Origin of the sequence: Tardiphaga sp., assembly GCF_044340795.1 — a bacterium.
Lineage (GTDB): Bacteria > Pseudomonadota > Alphaproteobacteria > Rhizobiales > Xanthobacteraceae > Tardiphaga.
Window position 1 is genome coordinate 15,358 of the sequence record NZ_JBIISY010000049.1, and the last position, 18,019, is coordinate 33,376.

The 18,019-nt window shown below is 62.7% G+C and carries 15 protein-coding genes; 12 read left to right on the forward strand and 3 right to left on the reverse strand.

Annotation, left to right across the window (positions count from 1 at the left end; translation table 11 throughout):
- Positions 1 to 6: 6 nt before the first annotated feature.
- Together pflB and ACIQ17_RS10810 are read right to left on the reverse strand one after the other, a co-directional pair.
- Positions 7 to 2,277: a formate C-acetyltransferase gene (pflB, locus tag ACIQ17_RS10805; RefSeq protein WP_398468283.1), complete on the reverse strand. Its 2,271-nt coding sequence runs from the start codon at positions 2,275 to 2,277 to the stop codon at positions 7 to 9.
- 245 nt (positions 2,278 to 2,522) lie between these two features.
- On the reverse strand, positions 2,523 to 2,951 hold the full coding sequence (locus ACIQ17_RS10810; protein WP_398468285.1) for a hypothetical protein: 429 nt from the start codon (positions 2,949 to 2,951) through the stop codon (positions 2,523 to 2,525).
- 128 nt (positions 2,952 to 3,079) lie between these two features.
- Here ACIQ17_RS10810 and ACIQ17_RS10815 point away from each other — a divergent pair, with 128 nt between their 5' ends.
- From ACIQ17_RS10815 to ACIQ17_RS10870, 12 genes are all read left to right on the forward strand, one after another.
- Complete coding sequence (locus ACIQ17_RS10815; RefSeq protein WP_398468287.1) at positions 3,080 to 3,253, forward strand: hypothetical protein; 174 nt, start codon at positions 3,080 to 3,082, stop codon at positions 3,251 to 3,253.
- A gap of 452 nt (positions 3,254 to 3,705) precedes the next feature.
- Entirely contained in the window at positions 3,706 to 4,284 is a 579-nt protein-coding gene (locus ACIQ17_RS10820) for a TetR/AcrR family transcriptional regulator (RefSeq protein ID WP_398468289.1), read from the forward strand.
- 221 nt (positions 4,285 to 4,505) lie between these two features.
- Positions 4,506 to 5,792, forward strand: coding sequence for an aminotransferase class III-fold pyridoxal phosphate-dependent enzyme (locus ACIQ17_RS10825; RefSeq protein WP_398468291.1), 1,287 nt, complete (start codon positions 4,506 to 4,508; stop codon positions 5,790 to 5,792).
- A gap of 26 nt (positions 5,793 to 5,818) precedes the next feature.
- A complete protein-coding gene (locus tag ACIQ17_RS10830) occupies positions 5,819 to 7,342 on the forward strand; it encodes an ABC transporter substrate-binding protein (RefSeq protein WP_398468293.1) in 1,524 nt (507 codons plus the stop codon).
- 28 nt (positions 7,343 to 7,370) lie between these two features.
- On the forward strand, positions 7,371 to 8,291 hold the full coding sequence (locus tag ACIQ17_RS10835; RefSeq protein ID WP_398468295.1) for an ABC transporter permease: 921 nt from the start codon (positions 7,371 to 7,373) through the stop codon (positions 8,289 to 8,291).
- On the forward strand, positions 8,288 to 9,208 hold the full coding sequence (locus ACIQ17_RS10840; protein WP_398468298.1) for an ABC transporter permease: 921 nt from the start codon (positions 8,288 to 8,290) through the stop codon (positions 9,206 to 9,208). The genes ACIQ17_RS10835 and ACIQ17_RS10840 overlap by 4 nt, the downstream gene beginning before the upstream one ends.
- Positions 9,205 to 10,206: an ABC transporter ATP-binding protein gene (locus ACIQ17_RS10845; protein ID WP_398468300.1), complete on the forward strand. Its 1,002-nt coding sequence runs from the start codon at positions 9,205 to 9,207 to the stop codon at positions 10,204 to 10,206. Before ACIQ17_RS10840 ends, ACIQ17_RS10845 begins: the two co-directional genes overlap by 4 nt.
- Positions 10,203 to 11,177, forward strand: a complete 975-nt coding sequence (locus ACIQ17_RS10850) for an ABC transporter ATP-binding protein (RefSeq protein WP_398468302.1) — start codon at positions 10,203 to 10,205, stop codon at positions 11,175 to 11,177. Before ACIQ17_RS10845 ends, ACIQ17_RS10850 begins: the two co-directional genes overlap by 4 nt.
- A complete protein-coding gene (locus ACIQ17_RS10855; RefSeq protein WP_398468304.1) occupies positions 11,174 to 12,628 on the forward strand; it encodes an amidase in 1,455 nt (484 codons plus the stop codon). The genes ACIQ17_RS10850 and ACIQ17_RS10855 overlap by 4 nt, the downstream gene beginning before the upstream one ends.
- Before the next feature lie 5 nt (positions 12,629 to 12,633).
- Positions 12,634 to 14,913, forward strand: coding sequence for a penicillin acylase family protein (locus ACIQ17_RS10860; RefSeq protein ID WP_398468306.1), 2,280 nt, complete (start codon positions 12,634 to 12,636; stop codon positions 14,911 to 14,913).
- A gap of 57 nt (positions 14,914 to 14,970) precedes the next feature.
- A complete protein-coding gene (locus ACIQ17_RS10865) occupies positions 14,971 to 16,803 on the forward strand; it encodes an NAD(P)/FAD-dependent oxidoreductase (protein ID WP_398468308.1) in 1,833 nt (610 codons plus the stop codon).
- A gap of 8 nt (positions 16,804 to 16,811) precedes the next feature.
- Entirely contained in the window at positions 16,812 to 16,955 is a 144-nt protein-coding gene (locus ACIQ17_RS10870; RefSeq protein WP_398468310.1) for an SDR family oxidoreductase, read from the forward strand.
- Between the two features lie 298 nt (positions 16,956 to 17,253).
- Here ACIQ17_RS10870 and ACIQ17_RS10875 read toward each other — a convergent pair.
- Positions 17,254 to 18,019 (reverse strand): LysR substrate-binding domain-containing protein (locus ACIQ17_RS10875; RefSeq protein ID WP_398468312.1); only part of this gene is annotated, 766 nt, incomplete at its 5' end.

Here is an 18,019-nt window from a genome sequence, read left to right on the forward strand (position 1 = left end):
CCTCGGTCAGATCTGGCCGTGGAAGGTTCGAGAGATGACGTCGCGCTGCTGTTCCGGAGTGAGTCGGATGAAATTGACGGCGTAGCCGGAAACGCGGATCGTTAACTGCGGATACTTGTCCGGGTTCTTGATCGCGTCTTCGAGTGTCTCCTTGTCGATCACGTTCAGGTTCATATGGAAGCCGCCGCGATCGAAATAGACGTCGAACGCCTTCACCGCCTCATCCAGCAGTTGGTCCTCGGATAGCTTCGCCTTCTGCGGGGCGACCGAGACAGTGTAGCTGATGCCGTCCTGCGCATCCTTGTAGGGCAGCTTTGCCACCGACAGGCAGGAGGCCAGCCAGCCATGGCTGTCGCGTCCGTGCATCGGGTTGGCGCCCGGGCCGAATGGCTCGCCCTTGCGCCGTCCGTCCGGTGTATTGCCGGTCGCCTTGCCATAGACGACGTTCGACGTGATCGTCAGGACGCTCTGGGTGTGCGTCGCGTTCCGATAGGTCGGATGCTTGCGGATCTTCTCCATGAAGCTCGTGACGATGCGCGACGCGATCAGATCGACGCGATCGTCATTGTTGCCGAATTGGGGCGTCTCCTTGTTGCCTTCGTTCTGATAATCGACGATCAGGCCAGTGTCGTCCCGCGTGACACGGACCTTCCCGTATTTGATCGCGCTCAGACTGTCGGCCACCACCGAAAGCCCCGCAATCCCGAAAGCCATGGTGCGCAGGATGTCGCGGTCATGGAGTGCCATCTCGAGGCGCTCGTAGAAATACTTGTCGTGCATGTAGTGGATGCAGTTCATCGCATGCACATAGGTTTCGGCGAGCCATTCCATCGTGGCGTCGAACTTGGCATGCACGTCGTCGTAGTCGAGGAACTCGCCGGTCACCGGCATGGTCCGCGGCGCGACCTGCTCGCCGGACACTTCGTCGCGACCGCCATTGATGGCGTAGAGCAGGGCTTTTGCCAGATTGACGCGTGCGCCGAAGAACTGCATCTGCTTGCCGAGCCGCATGGCGGAGACACAGCAGGCGATGCCATAGTCATCCCCCCAGAACGGTCGCATCAGATCGTCGTTCTCGTATTGAAGGGAGGAGGTGTCCCGGCTGACCTTCACGCAGTAGCGCTTGAAGGGCGCTGGCATGTGGCGCGACCAGAGCACCGTGATGTTCGGCTCCGGGGCCGGACCGAGATTGTAGAGCGTATGCAGCATCCGATAGCTGCTCTTGGTGACAAGTGGCCGTCCATCGAGATCCATGCCGCCAATGCATTCGGTGGCCCAGTAGGGATCGCCGCTGAACAACGCGTCATAGTCCGGCGTGCGCAGGAAGCGCACGATGCGCAGCTTCTGCACCAGTTGGTCCCAGAGCTCCTGAGCGCGTGCTTCATCAAGAAGTCCCGCCTTCAGGTCGCGCTCGATGTAGATGTCGAGGAAGCTCGAGATGCGGCCGATCGACATCGCGGCACCATTGGCTTCCTTGATGGCGCCGAGATAAGCGAAATAGGTCCACTGGAAAGCCTCCCGGGCATTCGCGGCGGGCTTCGAGATGTCGTGATGATAGAGCTTTGCCATCGAAGCGAGATCCTGGAGCGCACGGATCTGCTCGCATAGCTCCTCGCGCATCCGGATAATCTCGTCGCTTGGCCACATGTCGTAGATCTGCGCGCGTTCGGCCTTCTTCGCCTCGATCAGACGATCAGTGCCGTAGAGCGCGACGCGACGATAGTCGCCGATGATACGCCCGCGGCCATAGGCGTCTGGAAGGCCCGTGATGATGCCGGACCTGCGGCAGCTCATGATCTCGGGCGTATAGGCATCGAACACCCCGTCATTGTGCGATTTGCGATATTTTGTGAAGGTCTCGTGCACCGCGGGATCCGGTTCGATGCCGGCCGCATTCAGGCCGGCCTCGACCATGCGCAGACCGCCAAAGGGGAAAATCGCTCGTTTGAAGGGCTGGTCGGTTTGCAAGCCGACGATCACCTCATTATCGCGGTCGATATAGCCTGCATCGTGTGCAAGCATGGTCGAGGGATTCTTGGTGTCAGCGGCCAGTACCCCTTTTTTGCGCTCGTCCGCGAAATAGGGCTGAAGCTTAGCCCACACACTCATCGTGCGCTGCGATGGTCCGGCGAGGAAACTCTCGTTGCCCGAGTAGGGCGTCACGTTGCGTATGATGAAGTCGCGTACATTGATCGCGTGTTGCCAATCGCCTGGCCGAAAGCCATTCCAGCAATCTCCGGTATCGACTTCAGTTCTGAGAGCAGCGCTCGCCTTCATGACACATCTCCCGTTGTGTAGTCTCGATTGGCGCACCGGACCAGGTCCGCGCCTGGCTCGCAGCGATGTCACGGTCGTTCAACAACTGTGTTTGTGCTTGATCTGGATCAAGCTAATGCGGAAATCGATGCGTCGAGATGCACGTAAGCAGTGAGCTATTTCGGCTGTGCATCTGACGCGCCGGCCCGGCTTGCGCGCAAGTTTGACCGTTGCTCAAACAGTCTGACGACTGAGCGCGACGGAGCTTACCAATAGCCGTAATAGCGCCCGACGCTGTAACGGGGATAATAGCCGCCGTAGCCGTAGGGTGAGCAGTAGTCGGATGCGTAACCGCCGCTATAGGCGTAGCTGCCAGCATAAGGATATGCGGCGCCGTAATACGGATACGCGTCGCCGTAATAGGCTGTCCGTGCGATGGCGCCGCCGACAACCGCCCCAGCCGCAGCGGCACCCCAGCCCCGATACCCACGATAGCCCCAGCCACGATAGCCACCCCAACCTCGGTAGCCCCCACCGTACCAGCGGCCATAGCGCACTTGGACCACCGGTGTCTCGAACGCTGCCTTCACTGCGGCCACATGGGTCGGCAGGGGAGCCGCGCTGAGGGGCAAGGTCGCAGTACCTATCGCGGTGACAGTGAATGCGGCCAAGGTGACGATCTTGAGAGAATTCATGATGTTCTCCTCATGGTCGAAACGGAACGTGATGCTTCTCTCGCCCGCGCGCGCCACCTTGATTTGAATCAACGTCTTTCAACTTTTCCAGCCGACCGTGTCGCAGCAGGGGCGGAAGGAGAGCGACAATGGCGGACACATCCAAACTCTCGGTCGAGGAGGCGTTGAAGAAGCTCCGGGAAAGCGATGCGAAAGCGCAAAGCATGACGCGCGACGACAAGAGCGATTTGTTGGAAGAGGAGGTGAGGCGCTTAAGAGCGCAACGCCTGCGGCTTGGTCCGAAGCCGGCAAAGCGCGATTAGCTGGTGAATGTCGGAAGGAAACCATGCCGGCGTTAGCCAACCATAGCGCATTCGCGCAGATCCGAAGGCGAGACGCCTTGCGCGGGCTGGACGAATGTCAGACGACGAGCGCCGTCGTTGTGGCACGCCTCGATAATCCACACAGCAATTTGAACTGTCTCGCAGATAAAACCTCAGCGCCTTGATGGCGTGTATTGGCGCACAGCGGACGTTCCAACTTATAGATGGAGTCTTGACGAGAATACGATTTTCGAGAAACGGCCAACCTCAGCCGGTGCTACTTGCGGAACGATGATCGCTCATTGCCACTCCCGCCGGGACGCGATAATCATCTCGGCCCACGTTCGTCCATGAGATCGGCGACTAGGCAAGGTATGAGCTCGTCATTCACATCTCGTCCGCTCAGCGGAGCACGCAAGCCTGTCCGCAAACATGCGCAGGACCGGTTTGACATGTTGCTGGATACCACGGAGAGTCTGCTGGCGGATTCTGGCAATGAAGACGTCAGTCTCGCCCAGATCGCCGAAGCCGCCGCCGTGCCGCTGGCGTCGGTCTATCACTTCTTCCCCAACCGCAACGCCGCCTTTGTCGCGCTGGCCCAGCGTTTTCATGCCGAGTTGCGCGCGCGCGCGCAGGAGCGGCAAAATCCGCCGCCACCGAGCTGGCAAGAGCATCTGGCCTATACCCAGCGCCGCGCGACGTCCTATCTGAACGATCGCCCCGCGGCGCTGCGTCTGTTCATGGGCGCGGGCGTCAGCGTTCAGGTGCGCAATATCGATATGGAGGGCAATGCCCATATCAGTCGGCGCCGCGCGGAAGAGTTCGATCTCTATTTCGACATGCCGCGCATTCCCGAACTCGAAACCCGCATGGCCACCGTGCTGGCGATGTCGGACGGAATCTGGGCGCTGTCCTATAGCATCCACGGCCGGATCACCGATGCCTTCCTGCAGGAATCCACCCGGGCGGCGATCTGCTATTTGCGCTGCTTCTTGCCGGAGGTTATCCCCGGCAAGCTTCCCTCGATCTGATCTGTAGTCGAATTTATTGCCGGATTTCTTGGGGCGTGGCACCGTGCTTGCATGGTGTTCCTGCACCGATGTGCGCTGCATCTTGCTTGTGCAGTGCGTTGTATGAAATCAAAGCAAAACGTCAGGCGTTTTGTGCTTGCAGCTAGTCGAACTTTCTACCAGATCTATTCGAGAAAGGATGAGCGCACCAATGCGCCTCCTGTTGCAGGGGAAACATCGGGATGTGGACGAACGTCAGGAATTCAGCGCTTCGCGAGCGGGCCTCGCAGGTCATCCCCGGTGGCATGTACGGCCACATGTCGACGGCGTTGCTGCCTGCAGAGTTTCCCCAGTTCTTTGCGCGCGGCAAAGGCTGCCGGATTTGGGACGCCGATAACAATGCCTATGTCGATTTCATGAGCGCATTCGGCCCCAATCTGCTGGGCTATTGCGACGAAGAAATTGATGCCGCTGCCCAGAAGCAGCAGGCGCTTGGCGATGCGCTCAACGGTCCCGGCGCAGCGATGGTCGAGCTGGCAGAGCAGTTCGTCGCCACCGTTTCGCATGCCGCTTGGGCGATGTTTTGCAAGAACGGCACCGATGCCACCACGATGGCGATGGTGGTGGCGCGCGCGCATACCGGGCGGCGCATCATTCTCGCGGCCGAAGGCGCCTATCACGGCGCCGCGCCGTGGTGCGTACCGGCCACGCGCAGCACCGGCACCTTGCCGGAAGAGCGCGCCCATGTGGTCTATTACAAGTATAACGACGCCCAGAGCCTCGCGGATGCGTTCCGCAAGCATAACGGCCAGGTCGCCGCAGTGTTCGCGACGCCGTTCCGGCACGAAGTTTTCGCCGACCAGCACGATCCCGATCTCGACTATGCGCAGGTCGCGCGCAGACTGTGCGACGAAACCGGCGCGCTGCTGGTGGTGGACGATGTCCGCGCCGGCTTCCGGCTGGCGCGTGACTGCAGCTGGTCGCGCCTCGGCATCGCGCCGGATCTGAGTTGCTGGGGCAAGTGTTTTGCCAACGGCTATCCGATCTCGGCGCTGCTGGGGTCCGAACATGTCCGCGCCGCTGCCGCCAAGATCTTCGTAACCGGTTCGTTCTGGTTCTCTGCGGTGCCGATGGCTGCGGGCGTTGCCACGCTGCGCCGGATCAGGGAAACGGATTATCTCGAACGCATGATCGACAACGGCCAGCGGCTGCGCGACGGACTCGCGGCGCGCGCGCGGGTGCATCAGTTCTCGCTGCGGCAGACAGGCCCGGTGCAGATGCCGCAGATCCTATTCGAGGACGATCCGGATTTCCGCATCGGCTATGCCTGGGTCACCGAGTGCCTCAAGCGTGGTGCGTATTTCCACCCATACCACAACATGTTCATCAATGGCGCACACACCGCGGCCGACATCGATGAGGCGCTCAACGCGGCCGATCTCGCCTTCGAGGTGGTGCGCAAGCGGCGCGGGGATATCCCGCCGGTCGCACAGCTCGCCTCCCTGTTCAAAGCGCCTGCCAACGCCTGACCTTCTGTCCCGCCGAGGAGACCGTCATGATTGCTGCCCGCTTCCTAGCCATTCTCGGCTGTCTCGCTCTGGCCGCCGTCCCGGCGCTGCCGGCTTATGCATCCAAGGCCGACGATACGATCCGGGCACCGGCGGATCAGGTGCTTCCGGATATCGATCCTTATTTCAACAACGAGCTGCTTGGCACTGTGCTCGGCATCAATGTCTGGGACAGCCTGATCTTCCGCGATCCGGCGACCGGCGAGTTCAAGGGACAACTTGCGACCGCCTGGCGGGTGATCGATGACACCACGGTCGAGTTCGACCTGCGCAAGGATGTCAAATTCCACAATGGCCAGCCGTTCACGGCCGACGATGTGGTCTACACCATCAACTTTATTGCGGATCCGGCGTCGGGTGTCACCAATCAGCGCAACGTCAATTGGCTGAAAAGTGCCGAGAAGCTCGATCCCTACAAGGTGCGCATCCACTTCAAGGCGCCGTTCCCGCCTTTCATGGATTACTTCGCGCTGCCGCTGATCATCCATCCGCACGAATATTATGCAAAGGAAGGGCGCAAGGGGCAGAACATCAAGCCGGTTGGTTCCGGCCCGTATCGCATCACGCGTTATGAGCCCGGCAAGATCATCGTGCTCGAACGCAACCGCGATTACTACGCCGGCAGCGTGAAATCGAAGGCCAAGGTCGGCAAGATCGAGATCACCTTCGTGCCTGATATCCAGACCCAGGTCGCCAATCTGATGACCGGCGGCGCCGACCTTCTGACCACCCCGGTCCCGCGCGACATGGTGGACAATATTGCCCTCAATCCGATGCTGCATGTGGTGGGCGTACCGACCATGCGGGTGAACTTCCTGCAGTTCAACGTGCTCGACACCACCGCAAGTCCGGCGCTGAAGGATCTTCGCGTGCGCAAGGCGATCATGCATGCGATCGATCGCGAGGCACTGGCCAAGACCACTATGGGGCAGGGCTACACATTGCCGAAAGTGCTCTGCTATCGCGATCAGTTCGGCTGCATCGATAAGGATGTCGCCGGTTACGATTACAATCCGCAGAAGGCAAAGGATCTACTCAAGGAAGCGGGATCTCCCAATGTCGATGTCGTGATGAATGCCTTCACCTCGCGCGAAGCTGCCGAGATCATGCAGGGCTATCTCGGCAAGGTCGGCATCCGCGCCAATATCGTCTACGAGCAGTATCCTGCAGTGCGCGAGAAGCAGCGCAAGGGAACGTCGGGCATGACGCTGGCGAGCTGGGGCTCCTATTCGGTCAACGACGTTTCGGCGATCCTACCGGTCTATTTCGGCAATGAGGGCGACGACACCGCCCGCGACAAGGAAGTCGCCGACCTGATCAACCGCGCCGGTGCAGTGATGGACCAGAGCGCCCGTGCCGTCGATTACGCGAAGGCGCTGAAACTGATTTCCGAACGGGCTCTTGCCATGCCGCTGTATTCCGTCGGCCGCAATTATCCCGCCAACAAGGATCTCGATCTCGGCAAACAGACCAGCGACCGCATGATGTTCTGGGAAATGAGCTGGCGTTGAAGCAGGGACACGGCATGATGGTCCGCGCATGACACGGTATCTAATCGGACGCACCGCATTGGCACTGGCCGTGGCGCTCGCCGTCTCGGCGCTCGCTTTCCTCGTGCTGCGGCTGTCCGGCGATGTCGCCATAGCGATCGGCGGCGAGGGCGCGTCGGAGGCCGATCTGAACATCATCCGCGAGACCTACGGCCTCAACCGTCCGCTGCTGGTGCAATATGCGGCATGGCTCTGGCAGACGGTGAGCGGCGATTTCGGCAACTCGCTCTATTTCAAGGTGCCGGTGTCCGAGCTTGTGCTGCAGAAGCTGCCGACCACGGTGATCCTTGGCGTGTGCGGGCTGCTGCTCGGATTGATCCTGGCGCTGCCGCTCGGCGTCGCTGCAGCGATTTGGCGCAACAGCTGGGTCGATAGCCTGGCGATGGGCATCGCAGTGATCGCTCAGGCGGTGCCCACATTCTTCGTGGCGCTGGTGCTGATCATGCTGCTTGCGGTCTGGCAGCGCTGGCTGCCGGTGTCGGGCAGCGGCACCTGGCAGCATTTCGTGATGCCCACCATCACGCTCGGCCTCTATGTGATGCCGCCCTTCATGCGACTGATCCGCTCCAACATGATCGAGGTGCTGTCCGCTGATTATGTGCGTACGGCACGCGCCAAGGGGCTGCCGGCGCGGACAATCGTGATCCGTCATGCGTTTCGTAACGCCGTGGTGCCACTAATCGGCCTGATTGCGGTGCAGCTCGGCTTCCTGCTCGGCGGCTCGGTGGTGGTGGAATCCGTCTTCGCGCTCGACGGGCTCGGCTATCTGGCGTTCCGCAGCATTTCCTACAAGGACTTTCCCGTGCTGCAGACCATCGTGCTGCTGCTGTCGCTCATCTATGTCGTGCTCACCACGCTGGCGGATGTCGCCAATGTTTGGCTCGATCCTCGCCTGAAGGTTGCGTCTTGAGCATCGTCACAACAGCGCCCGACGAGCCGGTTGCAGTCGCAGTCCCGGTCGGCGCTGCGCCTTCGCGAAGGCGGGCGCTGTGGCGACGGGCGCGGGCCAATCGCTCGTTCATGTTCGGATTGTCGCTGCTGACACTGATCGTCCTGCTCGCTGTCGTCGGTCCGCTGTTCTACACGGTCGATCCCTATGCGCAGGATCTCACCGCGCGCGCCGTGCCCCCGGTGTGGTACGCGAAGGGAACTTGGGCCCATGTGTTCGGGACCGATGCGCTGGGGCGCGATTATTTCGCACGCCTGCTGCATGGCGGCCGCGTCTCGCTGCTGATCAGCCTGTCGGTGGTGATCATTTCCGGCTCCATCGGCACGATGGTCGGCGTGATCGGCGGCTATTTCGCCGGCAAGGTCGATCTCGGCATCACCTTTCTCATCACCTCGTTCCTGGCGATGCCGAGCATTCTCGTTGCGCTGGTGATCGTATCGATGATCGGCAGCTCGCTCACGGTCGTGATCTTCGTGCTCGGTCTCTTGATGTGGGTTCGCTTCGCGGTGGTGACCCGGACCGCGACCCAGCAGATCCGTGGGCTGGATTATGTCGCCGCTGCGCAAGCGATCGGCGCGTCGCGGATGCGCATTCTGTTAGGCGAGATACTGCCCAACGTGATGCCGCAGGTGATCGTCGTCGCCACACTGGAAGCTGCGAGCGCAGTCATCGTCGAGGCGTCGCTGTCGTTCCTCGGTCTTGGCGTGCAGGCGCCGACGCCTGCATGGGGATTGATGATCGCGGAGGCACGCACCTACATGTTCTTTGCCTTCTGGATGATTGCCATTCCCGGCCTTGCCCTTGCGGCACTGGCGTTGGCCATCAATCTGGTCGGGGACGGGCTGCGCGATCTGTTTTCTGCAGGGAGCCGCAATTGACCACATTCGCTCGCGATGCTGCTCCCGTTCTCGAGGTCCGCAATCTAAGCGTCGATATCGCTTCGGCGGGCGGCGTCGTGCATGCGGTGCGCAACGTGTCGTTCAGCGTCGCGCGGGGCGAGACGCTCTGCATTGTCGGTGAATCCGGCTGCGGCAAGTCGATCACCTCGCTGGCGCTGATGGATCTGCTGCCGGGCGCGGCGACGCGGCAGGCCGACAGTATCAGCATTGCCGGCCGCGATCTGACGCGCGCCAGCCGGCGTGAATTCAACGCGCTGCGCGGCCAGCGGATGGCGATGATCTTCCAGGAGCCGATGACGGCGTTGAATCCGTCGCTGACCATCGGCGTGCAGATGTGCGAGTCCTATCAGCATCACCGCAAGGCCTCGGCGGCGCAGGCGCGGGAACGCGCCGTGCATCTGCTCGGCCGCGTCGGCATCGCCTCGGCCGAGCAGCGGCTCGGGCAATATCCGCATCAGCTCTCCGGTGGCCTGCGCCAGCGCGTGATGATCGCCATGGCGCTGATGTGCGAACCGGATGTGTTGATCGCCGACGAGCCGACCACGGCGCTCGATGTTACCATCCAGGCGCAGATCCTAAGGCTGCTGATCGAATTGCAGCGCGACATGGGGATCGCCATCGTGCTGGTGACCCACGATCTCGGCATCGTCGCGCAGATCGCCCATCATGTGGCCGTGATGTATGCAGGGCAGGTGGTGGAGACCGGCAATTGCGAGCAGATCTTCAATCAGCCACGCCATCCCTACACCCGGGGCCTGCTGCGCTGTATTCCGGTGCCCGGCCGCACCGCGCCGGGTGGCCATCTCGGCATCATCCCGGGCACGGTGCCGGCGCTCACGGGGGTGCTGCAGGGCTGCACTTTCAGCGAACGCTGCGATCACGTCCAGCCGATCTGCCGCGTGACGCCGCCGATGCGCTCGGACAGCGACGGTCATGACTGGCGCTGCATCCTCAACGAAACGGGGCGCGCAGCATGAGTACCGAAACCTTGATGTCCGTTCAGGACCTGCATCGGTCCTTCACTGTCGGCGCCGGCATGTTTAAGCCGAAGCGCATCCTGCAGGCCGTCAATGGCGTGACGCTGGATATCCGCCGCGGCGAGGTGCTCGGCATTGTCGGCGAATCCGGCTGCGGCAAGTCCACGCTGGCGCGCATGCTGCTGGGGCTGATTCCCGCGACCAGCGGGCATGTCAGTTTCGACGGCGAGGATATCGCGACCATCGATCGCAAGCGGCTGGCGCGGCGGGTGCAGCCGGTGTTTCAGGATCCGTATTCGTCGCTCAATCCACGCCAGACCTTGCTGGATCTGGTGAGCCTGCCGCTGCGCGTTCACGGTATCGGCAATGGCGCCGAGCAGCGCCGGCGCAGCCTCGAGATGCTCGACCGTGTCGGATTGCCCGCGCGCTTTGCCGACCGGTTGCCGGGTGAACTCTCCGGCGGCCAGCGCCAGCGCGTCGCCATTGCGCGTGCGCTGGTGATGAAGCCGGAAGTGCTGGTCTGCGACGAGCCGACCTCGGCGCTCGATGTGTCCGTGCAGTCGCATATCCTCAAGCTGCTGGTGGATCTGCGCGCCGAACTCGGCCTGACCTATATCTTCATCAGCCATAATCTGGCGGTCGTCGAGCACATCGCCTCGCGGGTGGCGGTGATGTATCTGGGGCAGGTGGTCGAGCTCGGCGATGCCGCCGCATTGTTTCGTTCGCCTGAGCATCCCTATACGCGCGCACTGCTGATGTCGGTGCTGACGCCCGAGCCCGGCCGCGGCATTCCCGATCCCGGCCTCGGCACGGCCTATCCCGATCCGCTGCATCCGCCGACCGGCTGCACCTTTCATCCGCGCTGTGCGGCGCGCCTGCCGGTCTGCAGCGCCATCGTGCCGCCGGCGATCACGACACCCAAAGGATCCATCGCCCGCTGCGTGCTGGCGCAACGAGAGACCGCATCATGAGTTCTGATCTGCATACGCTTCCCGCGCGTAAACTGGCGGCGATGATCCGCAGCCGCGAGACATCGTCGCGGGAAGTGGTGGCGGCATTTCTGGCGCGCATCGACGCGTTGAATCCGCAGTTCAATGCGATCACGTCGCAGGTCGATCGCGATCAGGTTCTGGCGCAGGCCGATGCGGCAGACGAAGCGGTGGCACGTGGTGACGTAGTCGGGCCGCTGCACGGTCTGCCGCAGGCCATCAAGGATATCGTGCCGGTCAGCGGCATGCGGTCAACCTTCGGCTCACCGCTGTTTGCCGACAATGTTCCGGATGTGGAAGCGATTTTCGTGACCCGCATGCGCGCCGCCGGCGCCATTCTGATCGGCAGGACCAATGTGCCGGAATTCGGCTTGGGGTCGCATACCTATAATCCGATCTTCGGGCCGACCCGAAACGCCTGGGATCCCACGCGCAGCGCCGGCGGCTCGAGCGGCGGCGCGGCGGTCGCGATCGCGCTGCGGCTCTTGCCTTTTGCCGATGGCAGCGACATGGGCGGATCGCTGCGCAATCCCGCGGCCTTCAACAATGTGCTGGGCTTTCGCCCGTCGCAGGGGCGCATCCCGCAATGGCCGCGCGAGGAGGCATTCCTCAAGCAGCTGGTGACGGACGGGCCGATGGCGCGCAGCGCCGATGATCTCGCGCTGCTTTTGTCGGTGCAGTCCGGTTACGATCCGCGCGCACCGCTGTCGCTCGACGGCACCGTGCCCGATTGGCATGACCAGTTGCAGCGCGATTTCCGCGGCGCGCGGATCGGCTGGCTTGGCGATCTCGGCGGCCGGTTGCCATTCGAGGGCGGCGTACTCGATCTCTGCGGCAACGCATTGTCGCGGCTCGGCGATGCCGGCGTGGCGCTGGAGCCGGTGACCTCGACCTTTGATTGGGAGCGGGTCTGGCGCGCCTTTGTGGTGTTGCGCCAGTTCAGCATCGGCGGCGATCGGCTCGGCGTCGCCTATGACGATCCGGTAAAGCGCAAGCTGATGAAGCCTGAGCTGCAATGGGAGATCGAACAGTGCCGTGTGCTGTCGGTGGCGCAGGTGCAGAAGGCGCTGCATGACCGCACCGCCTGGTACGACCATCTGCTCGCGCTGTTCGGCGACTACGATTTCCTCGCACTGCCGTCTGCGCAGCTGTTTCCGTTCCCGGTGGAATGGGCATGGCCGAAGGAGATCGCCGGCCGCGCCATGGACAGCTATCACCGCTGGATGGAAGTGGTGACGCCGGGCACGCTGTCCGGCTGTCCCGTCATCAGCCTGCCGGCCGGCTTCGGGCCGCAGGGGCTGCCCATGGGCGTGCAGATCATCGGGCGTCCGCGCGACGACCTCTCGGTACTGCAGCTCACCCATCTCTATGAACAGGTCGCACCGTGGATGGCGAAAGCCCCGCCGGCCGCTCACATCAGCACAGGCCGGTAATCGCCATGTCCGATACCACGATCAATCTGCAAGGCCTCGACGCGCGTGTTGAAATCTGGCGCGATGCCTGGGGCATTCCGCATGCCCGTGCGCAAGGCGCCAACGACGCCTTCTTCGCACTCGGCTATGTGCATGCCACCGATCGCCTGTGGCAGATGGATGCGATGCGCCGCCGCGCCATCGGCCGTTATGCGGAGTGGCTTGGCGCTGCCGCAGTGCCGGCGGACATGCTGGCGCGCCGCATGGGCATGGCCGAAGCCAGCCGGCGCGATGCGGAGGCTGCCAATGCCGAGACCCGCGCGATGCTGGAAGCCTATGCTGCCGGCGTGAACGCGCGGGCCACCACGGCTGAGCTGCCGCCGGAATATGCGCTGCTCGACGAAGCGTTCGAGCCGTGGGAGCCATGGCACAGCATCGCCGCATTCCGTCAGGGCAGCCTGTTGCTCAACCCCGCTTATCCAAAGCTTTGGCGCGCCATCGCCTTGCCGGTGGTCGGCGAGGCGGCCATGACCCAGTTGCGGATGGATGACGGCGGCGACGAACTCGTCTGCCTGCCATCGGGCGTCACCGCGCGGCGGCCGGACGTGAATCTGGAGACCTTGCGGACGGCGATGACCAAATTGCTGGCAACGGCGAGCCCGGATGCGACTGGCGGTGGCAGCAATAACTGGGCGCTGCATGGCTCGCGTACCGCAAGTGGTCGGCCGCTGGTTGCCGGCGATCCGCATCGCCTGCTGGAGATGCCGAACCTGTATTACCAGTGCCACGTGGCCTGCGATGAGTTTGACGTCATTGGCCTGACCATGCCCGGCGTTCCCGGCTTTCCGCATTTCGCGCATACGGCCGAAGTCGCGTGGTGCGTGACGGTGGCCTTCGTCGATACCACCGACATCTATCTCGAGCGTTTCGAGGACGACGGCCACCGCTATCTCGCACGCACCGACGCCGAGGGCGGCGCGGCGCAATGGGCTGATGTCGAACGCCGCGTCGAGACCATCCGCGTGCGCGGGCAGGGCTCGACGGAGTGTGAGATCCTGCGCACCATGCGCGGTCCAGTGGTCGCTGGCGATGCGCGCAGCGGATCGGCGCTGGTGCTGCGGCATACGCCCGATGCCGAAACCGATCGCTCCTTCGACTGCATGCGGCCAATGCTGCGTGCGACCAGCGTGGAGGAACTGTACGAAGCCTGCCGCGGCTGGGGCCTGATCGATCACAACCTCGTCGCCGGCGATACGGCAGGGCATATCGGCCATCTCGTGCGCGCCAAAATTCCGCGACGTCCCGCGGCAAATGGCTGGTTGCCGGTGCCGGGCTGGCTCGATGCCCATGCGTGGGATGGCTTCGTGCCGTTCGAGCGGATGCCGCGCCAGTTCGATCCCGATGCGGGCATGATCGTGACCGCCAACAACCGCATCGTCGCGCAGCAGGACGAAGATTATCTGACCACCGACGCCCATCCGCCGCATCGCGCGCGCCGGATCTGGGACAGGCTGCAAGAGCTGAATGCGGCGACGGTCGATGACATGGCGTCGGTCCATCGTGACCTGCTCAGCATTCCCGCCGTCGAGATCTGCGCGCACCTCGCCAGGGTGCCGCTGACGGACGAGGGCGCCATTCGTCTGCGCGATCGCCTCGTCGCTTGGGATCAAAACATCCGTGCCGATTCCGTCGAAGCCAATGCCTATGTGTCGCTGCGTTTGACGCTGGCAGGGATCGTCAAGCGCGTCAGCGGATTGGGCGCGCTCGATCCCGCCATCCAGCGGACGATTCCACCGGGCCTGTCGATCGAGTACGAACTCAACTGGGCGATGCCGCGGCTGCTGCGGTCAGGCGATACCTCGCTAATCGGCACATCCTCATGGGATGAGTTGCTGGCCGAAGCATTGGCGACGGTCGCGCGGGAGTCGTTGATGCTATGGGGCGATCGCCATCATCTGCTGCTCAAGCATCCGCTCTCCACCGTGTTTCCGGATGTCGATTGGCTGGCGACGCGTGATCACGGGCCGGTCGATGGCGACAACGAGACGGTGTTCACCACCGGTCACGTGCCGCGCGTCGGCACCCATCCGGCCTATGCATCGATCTCGCGTTATGTGTTCGATGTGGGCAATTGGGAGGCCTGCCGCTGGATCGTCTTCCATGGCAGCGCAGGCAATCCGCAGGGCGCGCATTACGACGACCAGAGCGCGATCTGGTGCCGCGGCGAGCTTGTGCCGATGCATTATAACTGGAGCGCCATCGCGCAGCATGCACACCTGACGGAAACCCTCGCGCCCGGGCCATGATCCTGTCGGACGCATAGCCACAGGCAGCAAGAAGAAACGGATTCCAAGGAGACGTTCATGTCACTTTCGTCCACGACCGGTGCCGCGCCCGATCTCGTGCGCCGGGAGGCGCAGGATTGGCTCGATAGCTTTGCCGACGCATTGTCGAAGCGGCACGCGTCTGCCGTCGTCGCCTTGTTCGATCCGGACGAATGTTTCTGGCGCGATCTCATCGCGTTCACCTGGAATATTACCACGCTGGACGGCCGGCCTGCGATCGGCGCCATGCTCGATGCAACACTCGCGCGCGTGCAGCCGCATCAATGGACCATCGACGAAGAGGCAGCTGCGCCGGATGAGCGCAATGGCATTCTCACCATCTGGCTGCGCTTCGAGACAGCGCTCGGCCGCGGCCGCGCCATCGCGCGGCTGCGCAACGGTCGCTGCTGGACGTTGCTGACGACGATGTACGAGCTGAAGGGTTTTGAGGAGAGGTCGCGTCATCGCCGCATCATGGGGGCCGAGCATGGTGCCCAGCGAGGACGCGAGACCTGGCTCGAAAAACGTGACCGACGTCAAGCTGCCTGGGGTGATACGGAGCAACCTTACTGCCTGATCGTGGGCGGCGGGCAGGGCGGTATTGCGCTGGCGGCGCGGCTGAGGCGGCTCGATGTGCCGACCCTCGTCATCGACAAGCAGCCGCGCCCTGGCGACACCTGGCGCAATCGCTACAAGTCGCTCTGCCTGCATGATCCGGTCTGGTACGACCATCTGCCCTATCTGCCGTTCCCGGACGACTGGCCGATCTTCATGCCGAAGGACAAGCTGGCGGACTGGCTGGAGTCTTACGTCAAGATCATGGATCTCGACTATTGGGGCGCCTCGCCGTGCCGCAAAGCGCGTTACGACGACGCGAAGGGCGAATGGGAGGTCGAGGTCGAGCGTGATGGCGGCATCGTCATCTTGCGCCCGAAGCAGCTCGTCTTCGCGCTCGGCACGTCCGGCTATCCCATCGTGCCCCAGATCGAAGGCGCGGAGACGTTTGCCGGCGAGCAGATGCATTCCAGCAAATTTCCGGGCGGTGAGAACTGCAAGGGCAAGCGTGTGGTGGTGATCGGCGCGAACAATTCGGCGCATGATATCTGCGCCGACCTCTGGGAGTACGAGGTCGATGTCACCATGGTGCAGCGGTCATCGACCCTGGTGGTCCGCTCCGAAACCATGGTGGATATGGTGTGGGGGCCGATCTATTCCGAAACCGCGCTCGATGCCGGTATGACCACCGACAAAGCGGATCTGCTTTCGGCGTCGATGCCATATCGCCTGACGCCGAGACTGGGCGTGGCGCAATGGCAGGCGATCGCCGAGCGCGACAAGGATTATTACGCGCGGCTCGAAGCGGCAGGCTTCATGCTCGACTTCGGCGAGGATGGCTCCGGTCTCAGCGCCAAATATATCCGGCGCGGTTCGGGCTACTATATCGATGTCGGCGCTTGCGACCTCGTGGCCAATGGCGAGATCAAGCTGAAGAGCAAGGCCGGCATCGCGCGGATCGATCGTGACGCCGTGGTGCTGAGCAATGGCGAGGCATTGCCCGCCGATGTCATTGTCTATGCCACCGGCTTCGGCTCGATGAATACGTGGCTGGCGGATCTGATTTCGCCCGAGGTGGCCGACCGGATCGGAAAATGCTGGGGCGTGGGATCGGATACCGCGCGGGACCCGGGGCCGTGGGAAGGTGAGTTGCGAAATATGTGGAAGCCGACCCAGCAGCCGGGGCTCTGGATTCACGGCGGTAATCTCAGCCAGTCGCGGTCCTACTCGCAATATCTTGCGCTCCAGCTCAAGGCCCGCATGGAAAAGCTGGAAACGCCGGTCTGGAATCTGCAGCCGGTGCATCACCTGCGATAGGTCATGCGATGATACCCGTCGGCAAACGGGGAGATCCGATGGATATCGCAGAAGCGCTGCCATTTCTGGCATCCGCGCAGGCCAAGTTTATCACCGGTCAGACTATCATCGCCGATGACGAGGCGCTGCTGGTCGAAAAACCGAGTACATGACGATACGCAATAATGGCTTACGGGTTTGATCTGGCGATCGATCAAATTTCTTAGGCATTCAACAACGCCCGCTTCTGGCGCGAAGCGGGCATCATTGCCCTACTTCATCACCTTGTCCTCGGAGAGGACTAGCGCGAATCGATGTAGCAAGCGATATTCTGGAGGCTCACTTGTCTCGTCACGGGAAGACGTCCTGCGCGCTTTTGTGAACGGCAACGACGAGAGCGAAGCGGAAACGCCGGGATGCGGATGAGTAGCTCGGGCAAACCCCAGGCGAGAATGTTGAGATGGTTCTAACCTACCCTGCTGCGGGGGCGTCCATTGCGATACTGAGTTCGGGCCAATCTTTGGCGATCGCATTGATGAGCCAGTTGCGATAGCGGCGGATTAGGGGCGCATCCCAGCGATCGGCTCGAGTGATGAAGTGGTAGATTCCGTCAGAATATGGCTGGAAACTTGCCTTACTCTTGCCAATCTCGATGAGGCGGCCCGATGCTAACTCATGCGCGACAACGATGTGATTAGACAGCGCGATGCCGCGGCCATGAATCGCAGCGTCGAGCGTCATATGACCCTGCCAGAGCCGCGGGCCGCCGAGATCGAGCTCGTCATAGATACCGTGCGCCGCCAGCCAGTGCGCCCAGCTATCGAAATCCTCTTCATGCAGCAGCCGCTGCGCCAGCAGATCGCGCGGCGTCGCGATCGGCGGATGCGCCGCGAGATAGGCGGGGCTTGCCACCGCGACGATCGGCACCCGCGCGATCTCGGCGCAGCGCAGACTCGGCGCGAGCTGCAGCGGATTGCCATAGACGGACTCGAAACGGATATCGATGTCGGTCTCGTGCGAGGCGAAATCGGGCCGCCGGTCGGTCGGCCGCAATTCGATATCGACGTCGTGATTGGCCTTCTCGAACAGGCCGATCTTGTTCGACATCCAGTGCAAGGCGAAGCCCGGCGCACACCAGACCAACAGGCGATGATTGTCGCCGCGGCGCATCAGGTCGATAGTGGCATCTGCAATATTGTCCATCGCCGCGGCGATGTGGCGGTGATAGCGCAGCCCG

Excerpts from the sequence above, each read along its gene's own strand:
- pflB (WP_398468283.1), bottom strand. The coding sequence starts at position 2,277 with ATGAAGGCGAGCGCTGCTCTCAGAACTGAAGTCGATACCGGAGATTGC.
- ACIQ17_RS10810 (WP_398468285.1), bottom strand. The coding sequence starts at position 2,951 with ATGAATTCTCTCAAGATCGTCACCTTGGCCGCATTCACTGTCACCGCG.
- ACIQ17_RS10815 (WP_398468287.1), top strand. The coding sequence starts at position 3,080 with ATGGCGGACACATCCAAACTCTCGGTCGAGGAGGCGTTGAAGAAGCTC.
- ACIQ17_RS10820 (WP_398468289.1), top strand. The coding sequence starts at position 3,706 with ATGTTGCTGGATACCACGGAGAGTCTGCTGGCGGATTCTGGCAATGAA.
- ACIQ17_RS10825 (WP_398468291.1), top strand. The coding sequence starts at position 4,506 with ATGTGGACGAACGTCAGGAATTCAGCGCTTCGCGAGCGGGCCTCGCAG.
- ACIQ17_RS10830 (WP_398468293.1), top strand. The coding sequence starts at position 5,819 with ATGATTGCTGCCCGCTTCCTAGCCATTCTCGGCTGTCTCGCTCTGGCC.
- ACIQ17_RS10835 (WP_398468295.1), top strand. The coding sequence starts at position 7,371 with ATGACACGGTATCTAATCGGACGCACCGCATTGGCACTGGCCGTGGCG.
- ACIQ17_RS10850 (WP_398468302.1), top strand. The coding sequence starts at position 10,203 with ATGAGTACCGAAACCTTGATGTCCGTTCAGGACCTGCATCGGTCCTTC.
- ACIQ17_RS10855 (WP_398468304.1), top strand. The coding sequence starts at position 11,174 with ATGAGTTCTGATCTGCATACGCTTCCCGCGCGTAAACTGGCGGCGATG.
- ACIQ17_RS10860 (WP_398468306.1), top strand. The coding sequence starts at position 12,634 with ATGTCCGATACCACGATCAATCTGCAAGGCCTCGACGCGCGTGTTGAA.
- ACIQ17_RS10865 (WP_398468308.1), top strand. The coding sequence starts at position 14,971 with ATGTCACTTTCGTCCACGACCGGTGCCGCGCCCGATCTCGTGCGCCGG.
- ACIQ17_RS10870 (WP_398468310.1), top strand. The coding sequence starts at position 16,812 with ATGATACCCGTCGGCAAACGGGGAGATCCGATGGATATCGCAGAAGCG.